At 73.8% G+C, this 21917-nt stretch carries 26 protein-coding genes and 1 pseudogene; 15 read left to right on the forward strand and 12 right to left on the reverse strand.

What is annotated here, in order from left to right:
- The first annotated feature begins 3 nt into the window (after positions 1–3).
- The 4 genes from AB2L27_RS01235 to AB2L27_RS01250 are packed head-to-tail and all read left to right on the forward strand — an operon-like array spanning position 4 to position 3782.
- Positions 4–606 carry a GNAT family N-acetyltransferase gene (locus AB2L27_RS01235; protein ID WP_370439630.1) on the forward strand — a complete coding sequence of 201 codons (603 nt, stop codon included), beginning with the start codon at positions 4–6 and terminating at the stop codon, positions 604–606.
- Positions 603–1370 carry an ABC transporter ATP-binding protein gene (locus tag AB2L27_RS01240; protein WP_370439631.1) on the forward strand — a complete coding sequence of 256 codons (768 nt, stop codon included), beginning with the start codon at positions 603–605 and terminating at the stop codon, positions 1368–1370. The genes AB2L27_RS01235 and AB2L27_RS01240 overlap by 4 nt, the downstream gene beginning before the upstream one ends.
- Positions 1367–2995, forward strand: a complete 1629-nt coding sequence (locus AB2L27_RS01245) for a hypothetical protein (protein ID WP_370439632.1) — start codon at positions 1367–1369, stop codon at positions 2993–2995. The genes AB2L27_RS01240 and AB2L27_RS01245 overlap by 4 nt, the downstream gene beginning before the upstream one ends.
- Positions 2996–3023: 28 nt before the next feature.
- Complete coding sequence (locus AB2L27_RS01250) at positions 3024–3782, forward strand: ABC transporter permease (protein ID WP_370439633.1); 759 nt, start codon at positions 3024–3026, stop codon at positions 3780–3782.
- Between the two features lie 85 nt (positions 3783–3867).
- Here AB2L27_RS01250 and AB2L27_RS01255 read toward each other — a convergent pair whose 3' ends face one another.
- Complete coding sequence (locus tag AB2L27_RS01255) at positions 3868–4071, reverse strand: cold-shock protein (RefSeq protein ID WP_370439634.1); 204 nt, start codon at positions 4069–4071, stop codon at positions 3868–3870.
- 337 nt (positions 4072–4408) lie between these two features.
- On the opposite strand from AB2L27_RS01255, the gene AB2L27_RS01260 reads away from it, so the two are divergent.
- Positions 4409–5008 carry a helix-turn-helix domain-containing protein gene (locus AB2L27_RS01260; protein WP_370439635.1) on the forward strand — a complete coding sequence of 200 codons (600 nt, stop codon included), beginning with the start codon at positions 4409–4411 and terminating at the stop codon, positions 5006–5008.
- Here the strand turns inward: AB2L27_RS01260 and AB2L27_RS01265 are convergent.
- Complete coding sequence (locus AB2L27_RS01265; RefSeq protein ID WP_370439636.1) at positions 4995–5546, reverse strand: GNAT family N-acetyltransferase; 552 nt, start codon at positions 5544–5546, stop codon at positions 4995–4997. The genes AB2L27_RS01260 and AB2L27_RS01265 overlap by 14 nt on opposite strands.
- Before the next feature lie 109 nt (positions 5547–5655).
- Between AB2L27_RS01265 and AB2L27_RS01270 the strand changes: the two genes are divergently transcribed.
- The gene (locus tag AB2L27_RS01270; protein WP_370439637.1) at positions 5656–6444 is read left to right on the forward strand and encodes a hypothetical protein; all 789 of its coding nucleotides are present in this window, start codon (positions 5656–5658) and stop codon (positions 6442–6444) included.
- A 33-nt stretch (positions 6445–6477) separates the two neighbouring features.
- Here the strand turns inward: AB2L27_RS01270 and AB2L27_RS01275 are convergent, their stop codons facing one another.
- The 5 genes and pseudogenes from AB2L27_RS01275 to AB2L27_RS01295 form a co-directional block, all read right to left on the reverse strand.
- Entirely contained in the window at positions 6478–7014 is a 537-nt protein-coding gene (locus tag AB2L27_RS01275; RefSeq protein WP_370439638.1) for a GGDEF domain-containing protein, read from the reverse strand.
- Positions 7011–7424: a hypothetical protein gene (locus AB2L27_RS01280; RefSeq protein WP_370439639.1), complete on the reverse strand. Its 414-nt coding sequence runs from the start codon at positions 7422–7424 to the stop codon at positions 7011–7013. Before AB2L27_RS01280 ends, AB2L27_RS01275 begins: the two co-directional genes overlap by 4 nt.
- A 213-nt stretch (positions 7425–7637) precedes the next feature.
- A complete protein-coding gene (locus AB2L27_RS01285; RefSeq protein ID WP_370439640.1) occupies positions 7638–8408 on the reverse strand; it encodes an ABC transporter permease in 771 nt (256 codons plus the stop codon).
- Positions 8405–9223, reverse strand: a pseudogene (locus AB2L27_RS01290) (ABC transporter ATP-binding protein); the annotation flags it as partial. The gene AB2L27_RS01285 and the pseudogene AB2L27_RS01290, both read right to left, overlap by 4 nt.
- 173 nt (positions 9224–9396) lie before the next feature.
- The gene (locus tag AB2L27_RS01295; RefSeq protein WP_370439642.1) at positions 9397–9648 is read right to left on the reverse strand and encodes a type B 50S ribosomal protein L31; all 252 of its coding nucleotides are present in this window, start codon (positions 9646–9648) and stop codon (positions 9397–9399) included.
- A gap of 82 nt (positions 9649–9730) precedes the next feature.
- Between AB2L27_RS01295 and rpmB the strand changes: the two genes are divergently transcribed.
- From rpmB to AB2L27_RS01330, 7 genes are all read left to right on the forward strand, one after another.
- Positions 9731–9967, forward strand: coding sequence for a 50S ribosomal protein L28 (rpmB, locus tag AB2L27_RS01300; RefSeq protein ID WP_370439643.1), 237 nt, complete (start codon positions 9731–9733; stop codon positions 9965–9967).
- Complete coding sequence (gene rpmG / locus AB2L27_RS01305; protein ID WP_370439644.1) at positions 9967–10134, forward strand: 50S ribosomal protein L33; 168 nt, start codon at positions 9967–9969, stop codon at positions 10132–10134. The genes rpmB and rpmG overlap by 1 nt, the downstream gene beginning before the upstream one ends.
- Positions 10134–10439, forward strand: coding sequence for a 30S ribosomal protein S14 (gene rpsN, locus AB2L27_RS01310; protein ID WP_370439645.1), 306 nt, complete (start codon positions 10134–10136; stop codon positions 10437–10439). Before rpmG ends, rpsN begins: the two co-directional genes overlap by 1 nt.
- Before the next feature lie 4 nt (positions 10440–10443).
- Positions 10444–10566: a type B 50S ribosomal protein L36 gene (gene ykgO / locus AB2L27_RS01315; RefSeq protein ID WP_370439646.1), complete on the forward strand. Its 123-nt coding sequence runs from the start codon at positions 10444–10446 to the stop codon at positions 10564–10566.
- Between the two features lie 12 nt (positions 10567–10578).
- Complete coding sequence (locus AB2L27_RS01320) at positions 10579–11055, forward strand: GNAT family N-acetyltransferase (RefSeq protein WP_370439647.1); 477 nt, start codon at positions 10579–10581, stop codon at positions 11053–11055.
- Between the two features lie 430 nt (positions 11056–11485).
- Positions 11486–12241: a DUF6218 family protein gene (locus AB2L27_RS01325; protein WP_370439648.1), complete on the forward strand. Its 756-nt coding sequence runs from the start codon at positions 11486–11488 to the stop codon at positions 12239–12241.
- An 18-nt stretch (positions 12242–12259) separates the two neighbouring features.
- Positions 12260–13168: an exonuclease domain-containing protein gene (locus tag AB2L27_RS01330; RefSeq protein ID WP_370439649.1), complete on the forward strand. Its 909-nt coding sequence runs from the start codon at positions 12260–12262 to the stop codon at positions 13166–13168.
- Between the two features lie 132 nt (positions 13169–13300).
- Here the strand turns inward: AB2L27_RS01330 and AB2L27_RS01335 are convergent, their stop codons facing one another.
- From AB2L27_RS01335 to AB2L27_RS01345, 3 genes are all read right to left on the reverse strand, one after another.
- Complete coding sequence (locus AB2L27_RS01335) at positions 13301–14812, reverse strand: glycoside hydrolase family 6 protein (RefSeq protein ID WP_370439650.1); 1512 nt, start codon at positions 14810–14812, stop codon at positions 13301–13303.
- A 108-nt stretch (positions 14813–14920) separates the two neighbouring features.
- Positions 14921–16870 carry a radical copper oxidase GlxA gene (gene glxA / locus AB2L27_RS01340; RefSeq protein ID WP_370439651.1) on the reverse strand — a complete coding sequence of 650 codons (1950 nt, stop codon included), beginning with the start codon at positions 16868–16870 and terminating at the stop codon, positions 14921–14923.
- The gene (locus AB2L27_RS01345; RefSeq protein WP_370439652.1) at positions 16867–18720 is read right to left on the reverse strand and encodes a glycosyltransferase family 2 protein; all 1854 of its coding nucleotides are present in this window, start codon (positions 18718–18720) and stop codon (positions 16867–16869) included. Before AB2L27_RS01345 ends, glxA begins: the two co-directional genes overlap by 4 nt.
- A gap of 637 nt (positions 18721–19357) precedes the next feature.
- Here AB2L27_RS01345 and AB2L27_RS01350 point away from each other — a divergent pair.
- Together AB2L27_RS01350 and AB2L27_RS01355 are read left to right on the forward strand one after the other, a co-directional pair.
- Entirely contained in the window at positions 19358–20380 is a 1023-nt protein-coding gene (locus tag AB2L27_RS01350) for a glycoside hydrolase family 6 protein (RefSeq protein WP_370439653.1), read from the forward strand.
- A gap of 124 nt (positions 20381–20504) precedes the next feature.
- The gene (locus tag AB2L27_RS01355) at positions 20505–20681 is read left to right on the forward strand and encodes a hypothetical protein (protein WP_370439654.1); all 177 of its coding nucleotides are present in this window, start codon (positions 20505–20507) and stop codon (positions 20679–20681) included.
- A 50-nt stretch (positions 20682–20731) separates the two neighbouring features.
- Here AB2L27_RS01355 and AB2L27_RS01360 read toward each other — a convergent pair whose 3' ends face one another.
- Together AB2L27_RS01360 and AB2L27_RS01365 are read right to left on the reverse strand one after the other, a co-directional pair.
- Entirely contained in the window at positions 20732–21223 is a 492-nt protein-coding gene (locus AB2L27_RS01360; RefSeq protein WP_370439655.1) for a GNAT family N-acetyltransferase, read from the reverse strand.
- Positions 21224–21279: 56 nt separating this feature from the next.
- Entirely contained in the window at positions 21280–21912 is a 633-nt protein-coding gene (locus AB2L27_RS01365) for an FMN-dependent NADH-azoreductase (protein ID WP_370439656.1), read from the reverse strand.
- Positions 21913–21917 lie beyond the last annotated feature (5 nt).

Here is a 21917-nt window from a genome sequence, read left to right on the forward strand (position 1 = left end):
GGGGTGAGCGAGATCGCGGACCCCGTGCCCCTGACCGGTGACCGTGTCGCCCTGGAACCCCTGTCGGCCGCGCACGCCCACGGCCTGCGGGCCGTGGTCGCCGAGGACGACCTGCACCGCACCTGGTACACCCGCATCCCCGCCCCGGAGCAGGTCGACGCCGAGATCGAGCGGCGGGTGCGCCTGCAGCGCGAGGGGACGATGGCGCCGTGGGCCGTGCGCCGCCTCGACACCGGTGCGGTCTGCGGCACCACCACGTTCATGAACGTCCAGGCCGACGTCCCGCGGGTGGAGATCGGCTCGACGTTCTACGCCCCCAGCGCGCAGCGGACCGGGATCAACGCCGAGACCAAGCTGCTGCTGCTCACGCGCGCCTTCGAGGACCTGCGCTGCATCGCGGTGGAGTTCCGCACGCACTGGCACAACCACGCCTCCCGCGCCGCGATCGCCCGCCTCGGCGCCCACCAGGACGGGGTGCTGCGCAGCCACCAGGTGCTGCCCGACGGGTCGCTGCGCGACACCGTGGTCTTCTCGATCGTGGCCGCCGAGTGGCCCGCGGTCCGCGCCGGCCTGCGGCACCGGCTGGCGCGCGGGGGTGCCCGGTGACCCCCCAACAGCCCGCCGGTCCCGCCCTGGCCCTGCGCGGCCTGGTCAAGCGGTTCGGGGAGAAGGTCGCCGTCGACCACCTCGACCTCGACGTCCCGGCCGGGTCGTTCTACGGCGTCGTCGGCCCCAACGGCGCGGGCAAGACGACGACGCTGTCGATGGCGACCGGGCTGCTGCGCCCCGACGCCGGTCACGCGGCCGTCGCCGGCGCCGACGTCTGGGCCGACCCCGTCGCCGCCAAGCGCGCCCTGGGCGTCCTGCCCGACGGGGTGCGGCTGTTCGACCGCCTCTCCGGCCTGGAACTCGTGCGCTACTCCGGCCTGCTGCGCGGGATGCCGCGCGCCGTCGTGGAGGAACGCTCCCGCGAACTGCTCGACGCCCTCGGCCTCACCGACGCCGCGCACACCCTCGTCGTCGACTACTCCGCGGGCATGACGAAGAAGGTCGCGCTGGCCTGCGCCCTCGTCCACGCCCCCCGCGTCCTCGTCCTGGACGAACCCTTCGAGGCCGTCGACCCCGTGAGCGGGGCCACCATCCGCGCCATCCTCACCGGCTACGTCGGCGGCGGCGGGACCGTCGTGCTGTCCAGCCACGTCATGGACCTCGTCGAACGGCTGTGCACCCACGTCGCCGTCATCGCCGGCGGCCGGGTCCTCGCCGCCGGTGACCTCGCCACCGTCCGCGGGCAGGGGACCCTCGAACAGCGGTTCGTCGACCTCGTCGGCGGGACCCGCGACGTCACCGGCCTGGACTGGTTGCGGTGAGCGCCGCCGCGACGGGGCAGCCGGGCGTGGGGACGTTCGTCCGCCTCAAGTTCACCCTGCTGCGCAACGGGTTCCGCCGCAGCCCCTGGCAGGTGGTGGCCTTCGTCCTCGGCGCCCTCTGGGCCCTGGGCGTCACCGCGCTCGTCGGCGCGGGCCTGCTAGCCCTGCGGTTCAGCGCGGCCGACGTCGCCGGGCCCGTCGTCGTCGGCGGGGGGACGCTGCTCGTCCTCGGTTGGGCGCTCGTCCCGCTCGTCGCCTTCGGCGTCGACGAGACGCTCGACCCGGCGCGGTTCGCCACCCTCGGCGTCGCCCGCCGCCGGCTCGTCCCCGGGCTGCTGCTGGCCGGGCTGCTCGGCCTGCCCGGCGTCGTCACCGTGCTGCTGGCCGCGGCCACCGTCGTGGCCCTGTCGCGGACCCCGGCCGCGACGGTCTTCGCGGTGCCGGCGCTCGCGGTCACCGTGCTCACCGCCGTGGCCGCCTCGCGCGCGACGACGACCGCCGCGGCCGCCCTGCTGCACCGGCGCCGCACCCGCGACGCCGTCGCGATCGTCGGCGGGCTCGTGCTCGTCTCGTTCGGGCCCCTCGCCAACGTCGCCCTCGGCCGCGCCGGGTCCGGGCTGAACGCGCTGGCCGACCTCGGCCGGGCCGTGGCGGGGGTGGCGGGCTGGACCCCGCCGGGGCTCGCGGTCGCGGCCGCCGCCGACGCCGCCGGCGGGCGGTGGGGCCCGGCGGTGCTGCGGTTCGTCCTGGCCCTGCTCGTCCTGGGTCTCGTCCTGGCGGCGTGGGCGCTCGCGCTCGGACCCGCCGGGACGGGCCCGGCCACGCACGCGGCCGCCTCGGCCCCCGCCGACGACCGGCGCCACCGGCTGCTGGACCGGCTGCCGGACTCCCCGGCGTGGGCGCCCGTGACGGCCGTGGCCGTGCGGTGCACGCGGTACTGGCGGCGGGACCCGCGCTACCTCGTCAGCGCGGCCTCCCTCGTCGTCATCCCGCTGCTGCTCGTCGTGCTGCCGCTGTCGCAGGGCGGGCAGATCGGGTCCTGGCCGGTGGCGGCGGGCCCGGCCATCGCCTTCGTCATGGGCTGGTCCCTGCACAACGACGTGGCCTTCGACCACTCCGCGTTCGCCCTGCACGTCGCCACCGGGGTGCGCGGCCGCGACGACCGCGCGGGCCGGGTGCTCGCCGCCGGCCTGTGGCAGCTCCCGCTGCTGCTCCTGGCCGCCGTCGGGGGCTGCCTGCTGGCCGGGCGCGCGGAGCTGGTGCCCGCCGTCCTGGGGGCCAGCCTGGCGCTGTTCGGCGCCTCGCTGGGGGTGTCGTCGGTGGCCAGCGCCCTCGTGCCCTACCCCGCCCCGGCGCCGGGGGCCAACCCGTTCCAGACCCCCAAGGGGGCCGCCGCCGCCACCGTCGGCGTGCAGTTCGGGACCTCCGCCGCGACGACGGTGATCGCGCTGCCGACGCTGGTGCCCGCCGTCGTCGCGCTCGTCGGCCCGGCCTGGGCGGGCTGGATCGCCCTGCCGGTGGGGCTGGTGACGGCGGTCGTGGCGACGTGGGCGGGGATCGTCCACGGCGGGGCCGTCCTGGACCGGCGCGGCCCGGAGGTGCTGGCGCGGGTGAGCTCGTCGTGAGCGCGCAGGGGCGGGGACGGGCCTGACCGTGGGCGCCCCGGTGCTGCCCGTGGCCGGTGCGGTGGTCCTGCTCGCCGGGCTCGCCGTGGGGGTCGGGGCGTTCGGGGGCCTGCGCCACGGCCGGGACGTCGTCACGGCCGTGGCCCGGGCCGTGGTGCAGGTCCTGGCGGTGGGTCTGGTCCTCGGGGCGGTGCTGCGGACCCCGGCCCTGGCCCCGCTCTACCTGGCGCTGGCGCTGGGGGTGGCGAGCTGGACGTCGGCGCGCCGGCTGCGCACCGACGGGGTGGCGCTGCGGCGGGTGTGGCCGGTGACGGTCGTGGCCATCGGCACCGGGGCGGGCGCCGCGGCCGGGGTCGTGCTCGCGGTCGGTGCCCTGCCGACGCACGTGCTGCAGGTCGTCCCGTTCACCGCGCAGCTCGTCGGCGGGGCGATGACGGCCACGACGCTGGCCGGGCGCCGGATGCTCGACGACGTGGCGGCGGGCTGGCACGAGGTCGAGGGGTGGCTGGCGGTCGGGGCCCGCACGGGCGAGGCGGTCGCCCCGCTGGGCCGGACCGCGGCGGGCCGTGCCCTGGCCCCGGCGCTGGACCAGACCCGGACGGTGGGGCTGGTGACGTTGCCGGGGGCGTTCGTGGGGCTGCTGCTGGGCGGGGCGAGCCCGCTGGAGGCGGCCCGGGTGCAGCTGCTCGTGCTCGTGGGCCTGCTGGCCGCCGAGACGATCGCCGTGGTCGTCGTGACGCGGGGGATCGGGCGGTTCCTGGGCGTCCGCCCCGGCGCGCGGGGCTGAGCGCGTCCCGGTTCAGCCCGCCGACGACGCAGGGCCCCCACCCCGGCCGGGGTGAGGGCCCTGCGTGAACACTGCCGTCAGCAGGTCAGAGCGCGACGACCGACTCGGCCTGCGGGCCCTTCTGGCCCTGGGTCACCTCGAACTCCACGCGCTGGTTCTCCTCCAGCGAGCGGTAGCCGCTGCCACCGATGGCGGAGTAGTGGACGAAGACGTCGGGGCCGCCGCCGTCCTGTTCGATGAACCCGTAGCCCTTCTCGGCGTTGAACCACTTGACGGTGCCCTGAGCCATGCTTTCTCCAACACGTTTCCAGTCGGTCAAGTCCCACGCTCGTGCGGGACTCGGGCTGAGTGGAACGCCACGACGGGCCGGTCTCCCGGCCCGCGCGACGCCCGCAACACACTCCGCGGGCGTTCAGAACGATCGAGGAGCTGCGGTGAGCTGCAGCCGTGGGGAAGCTAACACGCAAGGAGCAACCCTGCGCAAGACCTCCACGCCGCCCGATCACCCCCGGACCGTTCCCGCGCCTGCCCCGCGCCCGAGCGTGTCGGGACGGGCCCGCCGGTCCGGTTGCCGGTCCGGCAACCCCGTGCCGGTCCCGGCCGGACGCTCGGGGACACTCGCAGACGTGGGGGAGGCCGGGAGCGTGCACGAGGCCGTGGCGGCGGTGGGGCCGCGGTTGCGCCGGCTGCGCGTGGACGCGGGCCGGACGCTGGCCGACGTCAGCGCCGCGACGGGCATCTCCGTCAGCACCCTGTCCCGGCTGGAGTCGGGGGGCCGCAAGGTCACCCTGGAACTCCTGCTGCCGCTGGCCGAGCACTTCGAGATCGGCCTGGACGAACTGGTCCGCCCGCCCCGCCCCGACCGGCGCCCGGCGCGGCGCTCGACGTACCGCGGGGTGACGTTCCTGCCCCTGTCGGCCGCCCCGGGCGGGTTGCGGGCCTACAAGCAGGTCCTGGACCCGGGGGCGGGGGAGGAGTCGGACGAGCAGAAGGTCCACGAGGGGTACGAGTGGATCTACGTCATGGCCGGGCGGTTGCGGTTGCGGCTGGCCGAGGACGACGTCGTCGTCGCGGCCGGGGAGGCGGCCGAGTTCGACACCCGCCTGCCGCACCGGGTGAGCAACCCCGGGACCACCCCCACGGAGTGCCTCGTGCTGTTCGGGCCCCAGGGCGAACGGATGCACGTGCGGGCCCGGCCGCGGTCGGCCCGTCTCAGGTCGCGGTGAGTTCGCGCACGACGACGGGGCTGAGCGGGCGGTCGGCGTAGAGCAGGCGGACGGCGGCGGGGTCGGGGTTGCCCGCGTCCGGTCCCCGCCACACGAGGTCCAGCCCGGCGCGCTCGGTCGCGGACCTGGAGCGGGTGTTGTGCTCCAGCAGGTAGGCGGTGACGGGGATGTCGGACCGGACCCGCTGCGCCGCAGCCAGCGCGGCGCGGGCCACCTCCTGGGCGAACCCCTGCCCCCACGACGCGCGGGCCAGCCGGTACCCGAGGTTCCACGCCAACCCCAGGCGCAGGTCGCACCCGCCCGTCCCGACGAGGGTGCCGCCGGTGTCGCGCGCCACCCAGCTGCCCAGGCCCACGAGCCGCCAGCTCTCCTCGATCGCGTGGAGCAGCAGCCGCGTCGTGGTCGGGTCGGTGTGGCGCCGGCTGGGGAAGTGCTCCCACACCGCCGGGTCGGAGTACAGGGCGAAGACGTCGTCCAGGTCGGCCGGTGCGGGCCGGGTCAGGACCAGCCGGTCCGTGCGCACGATCTCCTCGGTCACGGGGTCACCCTGCCAGCCGGCGACGCCACCGCCGCGAGCGGCCCGCAGTGCCGGGAGCGGTCCTCCGGCGCAGACTGGAACGGTTGCTTCGAGAAACGAGAGGACGACGATGCGCACCCGCCGCACACGAGGACTGGCCCTGACCCCACTGACCTCGCTGACCGCCCTGGCCCTGGCCGCGGGGTGCTCGGGCGCCGCGGACAGCCCCGAGGCCGACGCCACCACCACCACCTCCACCACCGCCGCGTCCACCGGCACGAGCACCCCTGCGTCGCCCTCCTCGACGGGCGCCGCCGCCCCCGGTTCCCCCGGCCCCACCGCCGGGGTCCCCGACGGGGCGGGGAGCGCGACGACGGTCGACCTCGACGGCGACGGGCGGCCGGACACGGTGTGGCTGGCCGGCGACGCCGAGGGGCACCGCAACCTCGGTGTCACGACGACCTCGCACGGGACGGTCTTCACCGGTTTCACCTCCGCCGCCCCCCAGACCGCGTCGGCGAGCGCGGCCGTCCTCGCCTCCGGTGCACCGGTCGTCCTCCTCGACACGGGCCGGTCGGTGGAGCTGTACGTCTACCGCGTCGAGGGCCCGTCGCTGGGCCCGGTCCGCGGGGTGGAGGGGGACCCGTACTCCTTCAGCCTGGGGTTCACCCCCTACGGCACGGGCCTGACGTGCGAGGCGCAGGGCGACGGGCTGCACCTGTACGGCGAGAACGCCGTCGCCGACGGGGACGCGTTCACCGTCACCCGCACCGAGGTCCACGTCAGCGCCGAGCACTCCGTGGCCCAGAACGGGGAGCAGACCACGGTGGGCACCGGGTTGTCCGCCGACGACCCGGTCGTCAAGGCCGCGCACGGGACGACGTGCGGGGACGGCGGGGTCGCGCACGAACCCCGGTGAGAGCCCGCGCCGACCCCGCGGGTCCACCGGGACTCACCCCCCGTCCGCCGCGTCGGCCCTCACCGCGGCACGATCGAGCACCCGGACGCTCGTCGTGTTGCGGCCCGCCGACGTCGACAGGTACACCGCCTTGTCCGCCTCGGAGGTCAGGGTTTCGAGCAGGTGCCCCGCCCCGTCGGAGGGACCGCACTCCGCAGCCGGGACGAGGGCGACGCCGAGGCTCGCCGTGACGAGGAAACCCACGACCTCCTGGATCTCGACCTCGAGCCTGCGGCGCAACGCGGACGCGGCCGTGAGAGCCTGCGCCGGGTCCGCCCAGGTCGAGCACCAGATGAGTTCCTCACCGCCGATGCGGGCCAGGACGTCCCCCTCGCGGGCCGTGCGGCGCATCACCTCCGACACGGCCACCAGGGCGGCGTCCCCGACCGCGTGCCCGTGGGTGTCGTTGACGGCCTTGAAGTGGTCGAGGTCCAGGAGGACGACGCCCAGGTGGTTCGGGCCCGTCGTCCCCGAGCGGACGAGACGCTCGAACTCCAGCCGCAGTCCGCGACGGTTCAGCAGCCTCGTCAACGGGTCGCGGTGGGGGTCGCGACCGCGGCGCTGCTGGAGACGAAGGCGCACAGGGTCGACGCGCTCCACCCCGTGGACTGTTCCCAGGCGATCACGAGCGCACCGGACAGCGCGAGGAGGAGGAGGAACAGCGAGCTCCTCGTGCTCCCGCTCAGCAGGACGCAGACGATGGGCACGCCGGCGAGGGCGGTCATGCAGACGGCGGCCTCCACCGCGACCCCGGAGAAGGCCCCGACCGACGTCAGCGCGCAGATCGTCATCGCGAGGGCGATGACCACTTCGACCTGGCTGATGTCCTCCGACCGCACCGCCAACCACACGGCGACCGCGGCCCAGACGAGGGTCGCGGCGGCGATGAGGGGACGTCGGCCCGGCTGGCGGGGTCCAGCCGGTTGACGACGGCCAGCCACAGCGTGAGGAGCGTGACCGCTGCGGCGATGCCGCTGGCCAGCCGGTAGCGGACCACGCCCACGTCGACGACGGTGGTCAGGGCGAGGGTGGAACGGTCCAGGCGCGGCCAGCGCCACCGGTTCCGTCCCATGCGTCCGGTGGTCGGCACCCGGTGCCACCGTCTTGAACGACGGGCGCCGCGGTTCGCCCGGGTGGGCGCACCCCGGGGCGGGTCAGTGGAACCGGCGGCCCTGGTCCCGGCGGATCGCCCAGACGGCCACGGCGCCCAGGACCACGCCCCAGCCCAGGAGCACGGGCACGACGTGGGTACCCGCGTCCAGGCCGGTGACCGCGCTCGTCACGAGGTCCCGGCCCGCGCGCGTCGGGGTCCAGACCGAGATCGCCTGCAACCAGCCGGGCATCCCGTCCGGTGGCACGAACAACCCGCCCGCGAAGGCCAGCGGCAGCAGGAGGACCTGGGCCAGGGCCAGCGCCGCCTTGGCGGGCAGGGAGTACCCGATCGCCAACCCCAGCGCGAGCAGCGGGACCCCCGCGGCGAGCAGGGCGAGCAGGGCCCGGAGGAACTGCGCCGGGGTGACGGTGGCGCTCGTCAGCAGGGCCGAGACCAGGACCAGCGGGACGAGCCCCAGCACGGTGAAGAACGCCCCCATCACCACCCGCGCGACGAACCGCGGGGCGGCGCCGACCGGCAGCGTCCGCAGGTGCGTGTCCCAGGGCAGCGCGCGGTCCTCGGCGATGCCCGCGCCGTGGGTGAACAACGCCACGCTCATGGCGGAGAACACCGCGAGCTGCGCGGTCGCCGCCGTCGCCGCGACCGGGGACATGCCCCCGGCCTGCGGGACGACGAACACGGCGAAGACGAGGGCGGGGAACACGGCGGTGCTCACCACGACGACCGGGACCCGCAGCGTCTCCAGCACCTGGTAGCGGGTGTGCAGCCACGTCAGCCGCAGCGGGCCGGCGACCCCGGTCACCCCGGTCACGACCGGTCCCCGGGGGTTCCGGTGAGGGCCAGGAACGCCTCCTCCAGGGAGGCGGCGGCGACCTCGAGGTCGTGGAACGCCACGTCGCGGCGCACGAGGTCGCGCACGAGGCCGTCGGCGTCGGGGACGAGGAGTTCGACGCGGTCGCCGTCGTGGACGAGCACCTCCGCGCCGGCGAGCAGGTCGCCGGGCACGTGCGCGGCGCGGAACCGGACGCGGCGCACGTCGGTGCGCCCGCGCACCTGCGCGACGGTCCCGGCGACCAGCACGCGGCCGTGGTCGACGACGACGACCCGGTCGGCCAGGGCCTCGACCTCCTCGAGGTGGTGCGAGGTCAGCAGCAGCGTCCCGCCGCCGGCGACGAAACCGCGCACGGCCTCCCACAGCGCGAGGCGGGCCGGCACGTCCAGCCCGGTCGTCGGCTCGTCGAGCAGCACCACCTGCGGACGGCCGACGAAGGCGAGGGCCACGGCCAGGCGCCGCTGCTGCCCCCCGGACAACCCGCCGCACTGCCGCCGGGCGAGGTCGGTGAGGGCGAAGCGTTCCAGGACCTCCCGCCGGGGGACGGGGTCGCGGTGGTGGCCGGCGACGAAGTCGACGACCTCGCGGACGGTGAGGGTCTGCGGCAGGCCGGTGGCCTGGGGGGTCACGCCGAGGCGGCCGCGGGCGCGGGGTTCGCGGGGGTCCCCGCCGGCGACGCGGACGCTGCCGCGGTCGGGGCGGCGCAACCCGGCCAGCAGGGACAGCAGCGTCGACTTCCCGGCGCCGTTGGGGCCCAGGACGCCGACGGCCTCCCCGGCTTCGACGTGCAGGCTGACGTCGTCCAGCGCCGTGACGGGGCCGAAGGTCCGGGTGACGCGGTCGACCTCGACGGCGGGTGCGGGCACGGCTCCACCCTGCCGGGCGACGTCGGTGGGGACAACCGGGGTGGGGAGCGCACCGCGTGCCGGTCGAGGCCCCTCGGAGGGGCGCGGGTGCGCTCCCCGGTTCAGGGGCGGGCGTAGCGGCGGCGGAACTTCTCCACGCGGCCCTCGGTGTCCAGGACGCGGGCGGTCCCGGTCCAGAACGGGTGGCTGGCGGCCGAGACGTCGACGTCCCACACGGGGTAGGTGCGGCCGTCCTCCCACTCCAGCGTCGGCAGGTCGCGCGTGACGATCGTCGAGCGGGTGAGGAACGCGGTGCCGGCGGACTTGTCGCGGAAGACGACGGCTTCGTAGACGGGGTGGATCGCGGGGCGCACGGCGAACTCCTGAGCAATGTCGGGAATGGTTGTCAGTAGCGGTAGTGTTGCACAGACCGCACGGCGACCAGGAGGAGATGACGTGTCGGCTCGATGCCAGGTGACGGGGGCCGAACCCGGGTTCGGCAAGTCCGTCTCGCACTCGCACCGCCGGACCAACCGGCGCTGGGACCCCAACGTCCAGCGCAAGAAGTACTTCGTGCCCTCGTTGGGCCGCACGGTCACGCTGACCGTGTCGGCACGGGGCATCAAGACCATCGACCAGCGCGGCATCGAGTCCGTGGTGGCGCAGATCCGAGCGCGAGGGGAGCGCATCTGATGGCGAGGACCGCCGACGTCCGTCCGGTGATCAAGCTGAGGTCGACCGCGGGGACCGGGTACACGTACGTGACCCGCAAGAACCGCCGCAACGACCCCGACCGCATGGTCATCCGCAAGTACGACCCCGTCGCGCGCAAGCACGTCGACTTCCGCGAGGAGCGCTGATGGCCAAGACGTCCAAGATCGCCCGCAACGAGCAGCGTCGGGCCGTCGTCGAGCGCTGGGCCGACCGCCGCGCCGAGCTCAAGCGCACCGTCGCGAACCCGCACCTGCCGGCCGAGGAGCGGGCCGCGGCCCAGCTCGCGCTGCAGAAGCTGCCGCGGGACGCGAGCCCGACGCGGCTGCGCAACCGCGACGCCGCCGACGGCCGGCCCCGCGGGTACCTGCGCAAGTTCGGCCTCTCGCGCGTCCGGTTGCGCGAGATGGCCCACGCCGGGGAACTGCCCGGCGTCACGAAGTCGAGCTGGTGAGGCTGTGAAGGTCGTCAAGTCGCTGAAGTCGCTGAAGCAGAAGGACGGTTCCATCGTCGTCCGGCGGCACGGGAAGGTGTTCGTCATCAACAAGCGCAACCCGCGGTGGAAGGCCCGGCAGGGCTGACACCATGCACGGGTGACCGTCGCTGAACTGCACGAGGAACCGCCCGGCGGACCGGCCGGGCGGTTCCTGCGCACCGCGTTCTGGGCCGAGACGGCCGCCGTCACCGGGCTCCCGCTGGGCGGCGGTGCGCCGCGGTCGGACCTGACGGACCTCACCGCCCCGCACGGCGCGTTCGTCGTGGCGGGGGAGCGGCTGGGGTGCGTCGGGGTGCGCTTCCTGCCCGACGGCGCGGCGGAGGTGAAGCGGTTGTTCGTCACGCCGCAGGCGCGCGGCACCGGTCTGGGCCGGCGGTTGCTCACCTGGTGCGAGGACTGGGCCCGCGACCGCGGCGCGACCCGGCTGGTCCTGGACACGCACGGGACGTTGACCGCCGCCCGCTCGCTCTACCTGTCCGCGGGTTTCGAGGAGGTCGCGCCGTACAACGACAACCCGCACGCGCAGCTCTGGTTCGCCAAGGACCTGCCGCCCGGAGCGCTGCGCCACCACTGACCGGTCGCGATCCGCGATCGAACCGGATCAGTCTGGAGCAGCTTCGTGACGGTGTCGGCCAGGTCTTCCTGGGACCTCGTAGGTGCCGGCTCGGAGCTGGCGAGCCATCTCCTCCGCTGTGGCCATCGTCCGCTGTGCCGGGCTCACTGGACGAAGGGACTGGCGGCGGTGTTCCTCGCCGTGTCGTTGAGGCGTCGGGCGATCACCTGCCGAGACGCCTCCTCCTCGTGCGGACGGGTCGAGGACCCCGAGGTTGCAGCCCTCCGATCGTCCGCTCTCGACAGCCCCTTCGTCGTGAACGCGTGCGAGAAGTCACCGCCGGAGCGTGCTGGTGAGGCGCTGCCGCGTGAAAGCCTCAAGAAGCAGGCGCTGACGGTCGATGGTTCTACCGCTGACGAGTGAGCTGGGGACCGAGCTGGAGGAGCGATCTGTGGCTGGAGTCACCACCAAAGCGAGGACGCGCGAGATGCCGTCCACGGAATCCCTGCCGCAGCTCGTCGAGTTCGTCGAGGGCGCATACGGACACATCGTCTTCGGTGTGGACGGGACTTGTGTCGCGATCTGGCAATTGACGCCGAGCGGCCGACCCAGCAACGCCTGGCGCATCGATGACCTGGACAGCCTCTCCCCGGAGCGCGCCCGAGGACTGCTGGGCGGAATGGAGCGGCGGCTCGTCAGCGGCACCGCCGATCATCGAGAGCGCGACCTGCGAGTCCTTGACGTCCTCGCCGCCCGGGCCGAGGTCGTCGTGCCTGAGGTGTACTCCGAGGCGTGGCTGGATCTCGCGCTCGTGGAGCGCTTCGTCGCTGTCGAGCGGGAGGCGATGGCGGAAGGAGTGCGTCATCAGCAGACGCGGGCGACGTCGAAGTTGGCGACCCTGAGCTACGATTTGGACCTCCCACGATGTCCCGCCGGCTCAGACTTGGCGACCCTGCTGACCGCCTACCGGATTCGCCCTCGTCCCGGCCGCACCGCCGAGGTCGGTGAGGCGCTTCAGCAAGCCCAGGTCCTGGCCGCTGCCGGGGACTTGTGGCGTGACACCGAGGTCAGCAGGATGCGTCGGAAGTACCTCCGTCCACCGGCGGGACCGGCTGTTCGGGTGATCGCACCGGCGTGGCTGGACTGCCACCTCAAGGTCTCTGCGACGCCGTTCGACTTCTCGGTGACACCCCTCGTCGAGGGGTGATCACGAGAGGGGGTCGACGTGCTCGGGTACGCCGTCATCGACGTGGAGACGACGGGCTTCCACGCCAATGGGACTGACCGTGTCGTCGAGGTCGCAGTCGTGCAGGTCGATCCGGGAGGGGCAGTGGAAGAGGAGTGGCACACGCTCCTCAACCCCCACCGCGACATGGGACCTCAGCACATCCACCGCATCCGTGCCGCGGAGGCGGCCGCAGCACCGACCTTCGACCAGATCATGGGGCATCTCGTCGATCGCCTCGCCGGACGTGTCCTGGTGGCGCACAATCTCCCCTTCGACGTCCGGTTCATCGACGCGGAATTTCGACGGGCGGGGGTCAGGGCCCCCGTCGTCGAAGCCCCAGGGCTTTGCACGATGGAGTTGAGCGACCAGTACCTGTTCGCCGATGGACGCAGCCTCACGGCGTGCGCGCAGGCGGCGGGGATCTCCCACGTCGACGCCCACATGGCTCTGGCGGACGCACACACAGCTGCCGCGCTCCTTCGTCACTGCTTGCGTTGCGCGGAACCAGGTGCTGCGTGGACCTCGTTCTACCGCCGCGCGGCATCGGCCCCCTGGCTGGGGGTGATCCCCGCCCACCGCACGGCCAGGGAGGCGCATCGTCGACCCGTCGCCCATCGCACCCCGCCGCACCAGATCGATGCGGCCTCGACGCGAGCTGTTCGTCTTCCTCTCGGAAGCTCCATCGTGCTCACCGGGCAGATGAGGTACTCGCGTGAGGAGTACGTCGAGATGGCAGAGCGCGCCGGGTTCCGAGTTGCGGAGAGGGTGACCAAGAAGGTCGACGCCGTAGTGGCTGCAGATCCGGACTCGCTGTCGGGGAAGGCGCGCAGAGCCCGTCAGTACGGCATCCCCGTCATCAGCGAAGAATCTTTCGGGGCTCTCCTCTCCCAGCCGCTGCCCACCTGAGACGCCCGGCGCAACTGGAACGACGCAGGTCGTGGTTCCACCTCTGCTGCTGTGTCCGGGCGGTGAGAACCTGCCTCCGTCGTGGTGGGGTGTGGGTCGGTGGGTGGCAGCGGCCCGGTGCTACCCGACTCGTCACCACCTGGCGCGTTGCGCCAACCCGAGGGCGTAGGAGGGCCACCACGTCCCTGCTGCCGGCTCGCCACGTCCGCACTCCCCGTCGCTCTCCCCGACGCGCTTGACCCACAGCAGGGCGTCGAGGTTCGGGCGGCCTGTGGAAGCGGTGGGCGGGGCACCGAGCGCGCGTCCGGGCGGGTTGCACCAGGTCCCGTCCGTGCCGTTGCCGTTGCGGCTGGTGTCCACGACGTAGGACGCACCGCCGAGCAGGGACGAGAGCCGGGCGCCGTAGGCGGCCTCCTGGTCGGTGGTCCCGAAGTTGGAGACGTTGAGCGCGAAACCGCGCGCCTGGCCCACCCCGGCCTCGCGCAGCCGCTGGGCCATCGTGTCGGCGGGGATCCAGCGCGAGGTCCCGGCGTCCAGGTACGTCACGGCGCCCGGGGCCCCGGCGAGGACCCCGACGGCGTCGCGCAGCACCGCGCTGCGGACCCCACGGGCGGTGGGGGGCAGGCAGTCGTACTGCGCCAGGGCGTCGGGTTCGAGGACGACGACGACCCTGCTCGTCCCGATCCCCGCTGCGACCTCCCGGATCCAGGCGCCGTAGGCGGCGGCGTCGGGCAGGCCGCCGGCGGAGTGGTTCCCGCAGTCGCGACCGGGGACGGCGTACAGGGCGAAGACCGGCACGGTGCCGGCCGCGGTGGCTGCCCGGACGACGTCGGAGACGCGGCCGCGGACGTCCTGGGTGCGGTTCCAGTCCCCGAGCCAGACGGTGGAGGGCTGATCGGCGATCTTGGCGAAGGCGGCCGCCGTCGAACCGGTGCTCCTCGTCGCCTCGCGGCGCGCGTTCGAGTCGGGGTCGACCCAGAACCGGGCACCGGCCAACGGGTTCGACCCCACTGGGAGCGGGGTGGGGCTGGTCACCACGGGCGCGGCGGCGAAGGTGAGCTCGTCGAGGCGCAGGTTGCGGTCGCACCCCGCCTGGTGGTCGTTGGTGAAGCCCACCGCGACCCGGTGGCTGCCGGCCGCCCAGTTCCCTCTCACCGTCAGGGTCGTGAAGGTGGTGGACGTGACGGTGGTCGTGGCGACCCGCTTCCCGTCGACGTCGACGGTGGCGTTCGGGGCGCCCTGGCACTGGTCCCCGCGCCAGACGACCTGCAGGTGCGTCGCGGCCCGCGGCAACTGCACGGTCCCGTTGGCGGTGCCGTTCGTCCAGATCAGCAGCTCGGCACCGGCGGATGCCCCGGGGTGGGGCTGGACCCGTCCGAGGGTCGAGGCGAGCGAGAGCGTCTCGGCCTCCCGGGCGGCCACGACCTCCAGACCCGCCCCGGCGGTGGTCCCGGCGACGACGGTGGGTGCGGCGAGGACCCGGGACCCTCGCAGCACCTCGAGGCCGGCCCCGGCGCTCGCGGACGGAGCGGCGGCGAGCGTGGCCGCGAGCAGCGCGACGGCGCCCGCGGCTCCCAGGAGACCGACGCGGGTCCGGGGGCGGGACGCGGTGGGTGCGGCGGTTCTGCCCCTCCTGGTCTTCACGCCATGTAGTCAAGCACTTACTCAATGTCAATGCACAGGGGTCGAGGGACGACAACGCCCCGCCGCCGGTGAGGCGGAGGGGCGTCGTCGGGACGGGGTGCCGGTCGGTCAGGCCGGCCCGGAGACGTGCACCCACTTCGCCTGGGAGGGGACGCCGGCCGCGGTCGTCACGAAGAGCATGTACCAGCCGTCCGGGACGATGCCGGCCTCCCCGGGCACCCCGACGGTGAGCTGGTCCCCGGTGCGCTCCACCTCGAGGGCGACGGTGCGCTGCTCGACGTCGGTCGAGTGGGTGACCGCGCTGGGGCGCATGAGCTTGGCCGTGGCGACGCGTTCGTCGCCCCCGAGGGTGAAGGTCGCCGTGCCACCCCGCCTGATCTCGTCCGGCCCGGCTGTGAGCGCCGGCTGCGTCCCGTCGAACAGGTACGGCGGGGAGTAGACCTCGATGCGCTGTTCGAAGTCGGCGGGGACGGTGTTGTCCTCGTCGGCGAAGAGCGGGTTGGAACCGAGGACGACGACGCGGCCGTCGGGCAGCAGCAGCGCCTCGGTGTGGTAGTCCCGCCCGACCCGTTGGGAGGCCACCTGGCGCATCGCGCCCGTCGCGGCGTCGTAGAGCAGGCTGGTGCGGTTGTCGCTGTCGCCCTTGCCGCGGTAGTCCTTCGAGCCGCCCGTGATGAGGGTCTGGTCGTCGGGCAGGTTGACCAGGTTGGGGTAGCGGGTGCCCTCCGGGAGCGAGGGACCCGTGACGTAGTGCGGGTCCGCGGCCGTCAGGTCGACCGTGGCCGTGCGGGCGGAGGACTTCGGGGATTCACCGACACCGCCCCCACCGACGATCATCGCCGTCTGGTCCTGGACCGGTGGCAGCATGACCGAGCCGCTCGTCTCGAGCTGGTCGGCGTCCGCCAGTCCGGGAACCGGGTCGAAGGTGTTGTCGGTCAGGTCCCACACGCCAGGGGTGCGGCCGGCGTCGGCCGGCCCGTACCCGGTGTTGGACCCGCTGTAGAACAACCGCCCGTCGGCCATGGGGTACAACCACGGGTACGTCGGGAAGTACCGCGTGAGGTCGACGCGCTCGGCCCACGTCATCGTCTTCGGGTCGAACACCTCGGTCTGGCCCGTGAGGACCTGGCCGGTGCCGTCCAGCCCGGAGTTCGCCAGCAGGCTGCCGTCCTGCAGGGCCACGACCGTCGGGTACCAGCGCTTGTACTTCATGTCCGCGACCCGGTCGTACCTCTCGGTCCTGGGGTCGAAGACGTACGTGGTCTGGGTGCCCTGGTAGTCCTGCTTGTCGAGGGTCATCTTCTCGGCCAGGCCGTAGACGTCGTCGGCCTGGGACCCGCTGAGGCCGCCGACGGCGTACTGCGCGCGCTGCAGGGTCACCGGACCGGTGCCCGCCTCCAGGGCCTCGACCCAGACGACGACCTCACTGGCGTGGATCATCACGTCGCCCCCGCCGTGGTCCACCTTGGTGGCCGGCGGCAGGGTGAAGGCGTTCGTGGCCTGGTAGACGTGACCGTCCGGGGAGGTGAACCGCGTACCCTCGGCGAACTCCAGCGGCGCGGAGTCGGGGTTCTCGTTCTTCACCGTCATGGCGCCGGCGGCGTGGGTGACGTCGCCCTCGAGGATCTCGTACCGCTGCGTGCCGCCGGCCACGACGAGGCGCCCGTCGGGCAGGAAGGCGTGCCCGGAGCAGAACATGTCCTCCGGGGTGGGGATCTCCTCGAACGTGTTCCCCGCCGGGTCCCACACGATGGATCGGAACGTGCCTGCCGCGAAGTTCTCCCGGTCGTTGCCCGACCCGGCGATGATGAGCACCTTGCCGGTGTTCAGCAGCGCGGCGTGGATCGCGTTGATGTGGACGTCGGCCGGCATGTCCAGCGTCGACCACGAGCCGTTGGCGGCCTTGTACCCGTTCGTGCGGACCTCCACCGCCGTGTACGCGGACCGGGCGCCCCCGACGGCGGGACCAGCGTTCACGGCCAGCAGTCCCACGGTCGCCAGACCGGCGAGCAGGACTCGTCGTCGTCTGCCGGTCAGGTGCGGGGTGCGGATGGTCACGAGATCTCCAGGGTGGTGGCGGTGAGGGCGGTGGTGGCCAGGGCGGGCACCGGCCGGCGGGGGACGGGGGTGACGTGCCCGGAGCGCAGGTCGAGGACGGTGGGTCCGGTCGGGTCGTCCGGCAGCCGCGCCGAGGACCGGCGTTCGCGTCGGGCGATGAGCACGGGAGCGATCAGCACCGCCGTCGACACCAGCGGCCACAGCAGCGACGCCGGGGTCGCGTGGCCCAGGACCAGCGACAGGACGACGGCGACCGAGAACCAGGCGAGCCAGAACAGCTGGATGCGGAACGTGAACCACCCGTCGACCCCGGCCTGCCCACCCTTGGGGGTGACGGCGAACTTGGCCGGGCGGCGGAACACCGTCTTGAGGAACGACCCCGCGTAGATCGGCGCGGCGAAGACCGACATCAGCATCCCCGACAGGCCGAACGAACCCTGCCGCTCGAAGGGGCTGACGTTGTAGCGGCGGTTGGCGACGTACAGCCAGAGCTGGAACAGCGTTGCGTCGAGGAAGAGGGCGAGCCAGATCTGCGGGGGCACGCTCAGCCCGCCGGCGCCCACGACCGCCTGCACCATGACGCAGACCGCTCCCAGCAGCCAGGCGATCGCCATCGACGGGTAGAACGTCGTGATGAGGGAGTAGTGCAGCAGGTGCCCGGGCCGCAGCTTCCAGGCCAGTCGCCACATGTCCTTGAGGAGGACCTCGAACGTCCCGCGGGACCAGCGGTCCTGCTGGCTGAAGAAGTCTCCCCAGGACGTCGGGCCCTCCCCGACGGCCAGGACGTCCGGAGTGTAGGCCGACCGCCAGCGGCGGCCGGTCGCCGGGTTCCTGCTCGTGTGGAACACCAGGCCGGTGGCCATGTCCTCGGTGACCGAGTCCTTCAGGCCGCCGATCGCCCGCAGGGCCGACAGGCGCATCGCGTTGTTCGTCCCGACGAGCATGGCGGCGCTGTAGGTGTTCGCGGCGCGCTGGATGACGGAGTGGAAGGGGAACTGCTGGCTCTCGGCCCCCATGGGGACGAACCCCGCGGCGCTGTTGCCGTAGTCCTGGGGACCGACGACGAAGGCGACGTCCGGGTCGTGGAACGGGCCCAGGATGCGTTCGGCGTAGTTGGGCGTGGGTCGGTGGTCGGTGTCCACCGACAGCATCACGTCGTAGCGCTCGTACCCGACGGCGTCGAACCACGCGTTGTAGTTCCCGTGCTTGCTCCTGGCCTTGTACGTGCCGCGCGGCTGGTTGTAGCGGTCGATGCCGTGCCGGCTGAAGTGGTGCACGCCCAGGTCGGCGCACAGCGCGCGGACCTGGGGATCGTTCCCCTCGTCCAGGACCCAGCTGTCGATGCCGCCGCCCGCGGGGTCCTGCACCGCGCGGATCGAGCGCAGCGTGCCTTCGAGCATCTCCAGGGGTTCCTTGCCGGGGACGAAACTCGTCACGAAGGCCAGGCGCAGGTCCCGCGGGGCGGTGACCGGAACGGGGTCGCGGGCGATGACCGAGGCGACGGACAGGGACACGACGTTCACCAGCCGCAGTAGTTCCACGGTGGCGACGGCGCAGATGACCGCGATGTTCGCGACCAGCAGGGGTGTGCTGTCGACGACCCGCGGGTAGTGGGTCGGCCAGAGCAACCAGACGGCGAAACCCAGTTCGAAGCAGATGTTGAGGACGGCCAGCAGCAGGGTGCGGCGGTGTCGGCCGTGGTGGCCGCTCAGGTGCCGCCAGCGCAACCGGAACCCGCCCGGCCCCGCTGCGGGTTCCTCGACCGGGCCGGCGATGAGGCTGTGGTCGGGCGCGGCGTGCTCGGCGGGGCGCACCCCCTCGGCGGCGTGCGCCGGTGCGACGTTCGACAACTTTCCCCCCGGGACGTGTGGTGCGGTCGGACCCGGACCCGAGGTCACGCCGCCCGCCGCGACGTCGACCGTCGAGGTGGCGGCGTCGTCAGCGGGCCGTTTGTTACTCGGAGTCACCGGATGGCTACAGATCCTTTGTGTCGCAACCGGTTTTTCCTCAGTGCAACGTCCCCATCATCGTCCTGCGGGGACGGCTCGTTACACCGGGAACACCTGTTCGCCGGAGAATTGACTCGCTGCTCATGCAATGTCACGGGGGGTGGTTTTCTGGTGCGCGCCGAAACCTTCGTCACCGTCCGTCGCGGTGTTAGGCTCCACAGGCGTCACGTCGTGGCTCCTCGATGCTCCAGTCGGGGTGGTTCCGGCTCCGCGCCTCGCGGTCCAGGCGTCATCCTCTTCCCACGACGCACCACCGTTCCCTCGTCCCGAGCCGTTCCCGTCGGCGTGCGTCGACCCCCGTTCCCGCCGGAACCCCCGGCCCGTCGCCCCGGAGGCTCCCGCCGTGCTCCGTCCCCGCGCTGGACGCCGTCTCGACGGTCGTCACAGCACCCGTGCCGGCCGGCCCGTGCTGGACGCAGGACGCCGACCGCGGTGGTCCGGGCGTCGGTGGGTCACGCTCGCCGCGGCGGGGCTGCTCGTGGCCACCGGTTCCACCGCCGCTGCCTCCTCCCTGCTCCCGGACGGTGACCGCAGCGGCGGTCAGCCCTCCGGCGACCCGTCGAGCCCGGCCCCCCGCAGTCCCCTCGCCGGCGCGGAGTTCTACGCCGACCCGACCGGGCACGCTCCCCAGCAGCTGCGCGAGTGGGACGCGGCCGGCGATGCCCGGGCCGTGTGGTTGCGCCGGTTGGCCGCGGTGCCGACGGCGGTCTGGTTCGCCGGCGGCGAGGACCCCGCCGCGCGGGCCGCGGAACTGACCACAGCCGCCCAGGCGGCCGGGCAGGTCCCGGTCCTGGTGGCCTACGACGTCCCGGGCCGGGACTGCGGGCTCTACTCCGACGGCGGGGCTCCCGACGGCGCCACCTACCTGGACTGGGTGCGGTCCCTGGCGGCGGGGGTGGGCGACCGACCCGCCGTGGTCGTCCTCGAACCCGACGCCGTCGCCCAGGCGCTGGACGGGTGCCTCGCCGTGCGTGGCGAGCAACCGCAGGACCGCTACGCCCTCCTGCGCCAGGCGGTCGAGATCCTCGGCGCGGGCGCGGGGACCCTCGTCTACCTCGACGCCGGCAACCCCGGGTGGGCGCAGGACGAGGCGGCGCTCGCCGACGCCCTGCGCGCCTCCGGCGTCGAGCAGGCGGCCGGTTTCGCCGTCAACGTCTCCAACTTCCAGTCGACGCAGGACAGCGACGCCTTCGGGCGCCGGCTCTCCGACCGGCTCGGGGGTGCCCGTTTCGTGGTGGACACCTCGCGCAACGGCGTCGGCCCGGACACCGGTGACGACTCGGGCCTGAACTGGTGCAACCCGCGCGGGCGCAGCCTCGGCCCGGCACCCACCGGCGACACCGGGCAGGACCGGACCGACGCGTACCTGTGGATCAAGGTGCCCGGTGACTCCGACGGCAGTTGCCGTCCCGGCGAACCCGCCGCCGGCACGTGGTGGCCGGACTACGCGCTGGACCTCGTCATGCAGACGACGATGGGCCACTCGTGGGCGGGCCACTGATCAGGCCCGCTCCTCGCGCCGACGTCGTCTCGGCGCCACCGGGGCCGGTGCGAGGTCGTGGGGCGCGCTGCACCGGCGAGCAGCCTCGTCCTGGTCCGGACGTCCGAGGTGGAGGTGGTCCTGCGTGCAGGCGGGTCACCTGGACCTCGCCGCCGCCCGGGATTCGCTGCTCGACCGGTCGAGGACGCCGGACCTGCCCGACGCCCCGCGAACCACCCTGCTGCGGGCCCTGTCGGGTGCGGTGACCACGATCGACCGCGCCGCACCGCCCGAACAGCTCCTGCTCGGTGAACCGGTGTGAACCGTTCGGGGTCGCACCGCGTCCACCCGGCCCGCCGTGCCCCGGACCCCTCAGGTCAGGTGGTGGACGAGGACTTCCCGGCGGGCGTGGTCGTCCAGGCCGGCGGCGACCTCCCTGTCCCGGATGCCCCGCAGCTCCGGCCCGGGTCCGGGGTGGGGCACGAACCCGCGCCGACGGTAGAACGGGCCGTTCCACGCCACGTCGGGGAACGTCGTGAGCGTCACCTGGCCGAAACCCTGCTCCCGGGCCCAGTCCAGGGTCGCCGCCAGCAGTGCCGCGCCCAGCCCCCGACCGCCGTGCTCGGGGCGCACCGACAACTGCTCCAGGTGGGCGGACCCGTCCACGACGTCGATGCGGGCGAAACCGACCGGCGGGCGGCCGACGACGAACACGCAGGCCGCGGCCCGCAGGTCCGCCACCGACCCGTTCTCCGGGGGCAGCGGCACCCCGATCGCCTCGAACATCGCGTCCCCGGAACCCTCGACGTCCGGCAGCAGGAACAGGTCGTCCGGCTCGGCCCTGCGCACGGCGTCGTGGTCCACCCGGACATGGTGGCAGCACGGGGCCGACCGTGTCCGCGACCCCACCCCGGGAACGGTCAGAGCCGGCGCGCGAGCTCCTGCGCGGCCTCGCGCGCGGCGGCGAACTCGGCGTCGCCGCGCTCGCGCAGACCGGCCAGCTCGGGCAGCCGGTCGGCCAGCGTCGCGCTGGTCTGCACGACGTGGACGTCCATGCCCAGGGAGTTCCCCAGGACGATCCGCAGGACGGGGACGCCGTGGTCCCAGCCCTCGGTGGGGCTGCCCGCGTCGTAGGTGGCGCCCCGGGAACTGACGACGACGGCGGGCCGGCCCGCCAGGGGCTGGGAACCCTCCCCGGCCAGCGCACCGGGGATGTGGACGTGGTCGAGCCACACCTTCAGCGTCGAGGGCACCGTGTAGTTGTAGAGCGGGGCGCCCACGAGGAGGACGTCGGCGGCGAGCAGTTCGTCGTGGATCCGCGCCGTCAGCGCGTCCTGGTCGGCGGGGACCTGCGCCCCGGGCAGGCGGTCCGCGGCGGGCCAGTGCTGCTCGTTCGTGGCGAAGTGCGGCAGCGGGTCGCGGTGCAGGTCGCGGTGGGTCACGGTGAACCCGTCCCCGCGAGCGGTCCAGGCCTCCGCGAAGGCCGCCGTCAGGGCGCGCGAGCGCGACGTCGCCAGGTCGGCGGAGGAGTCCAGGTGCAACAGGTGCGGCATGCCCG

Source organism: Kineococcus halophytocola (assembly GCF_041276425.1).
GTDB lineage: Bacteria > Actinomycetota > Actinomycetes > Actinomycetales > Kineococcaceae > Kineococcus > Kineococcus halophytocola.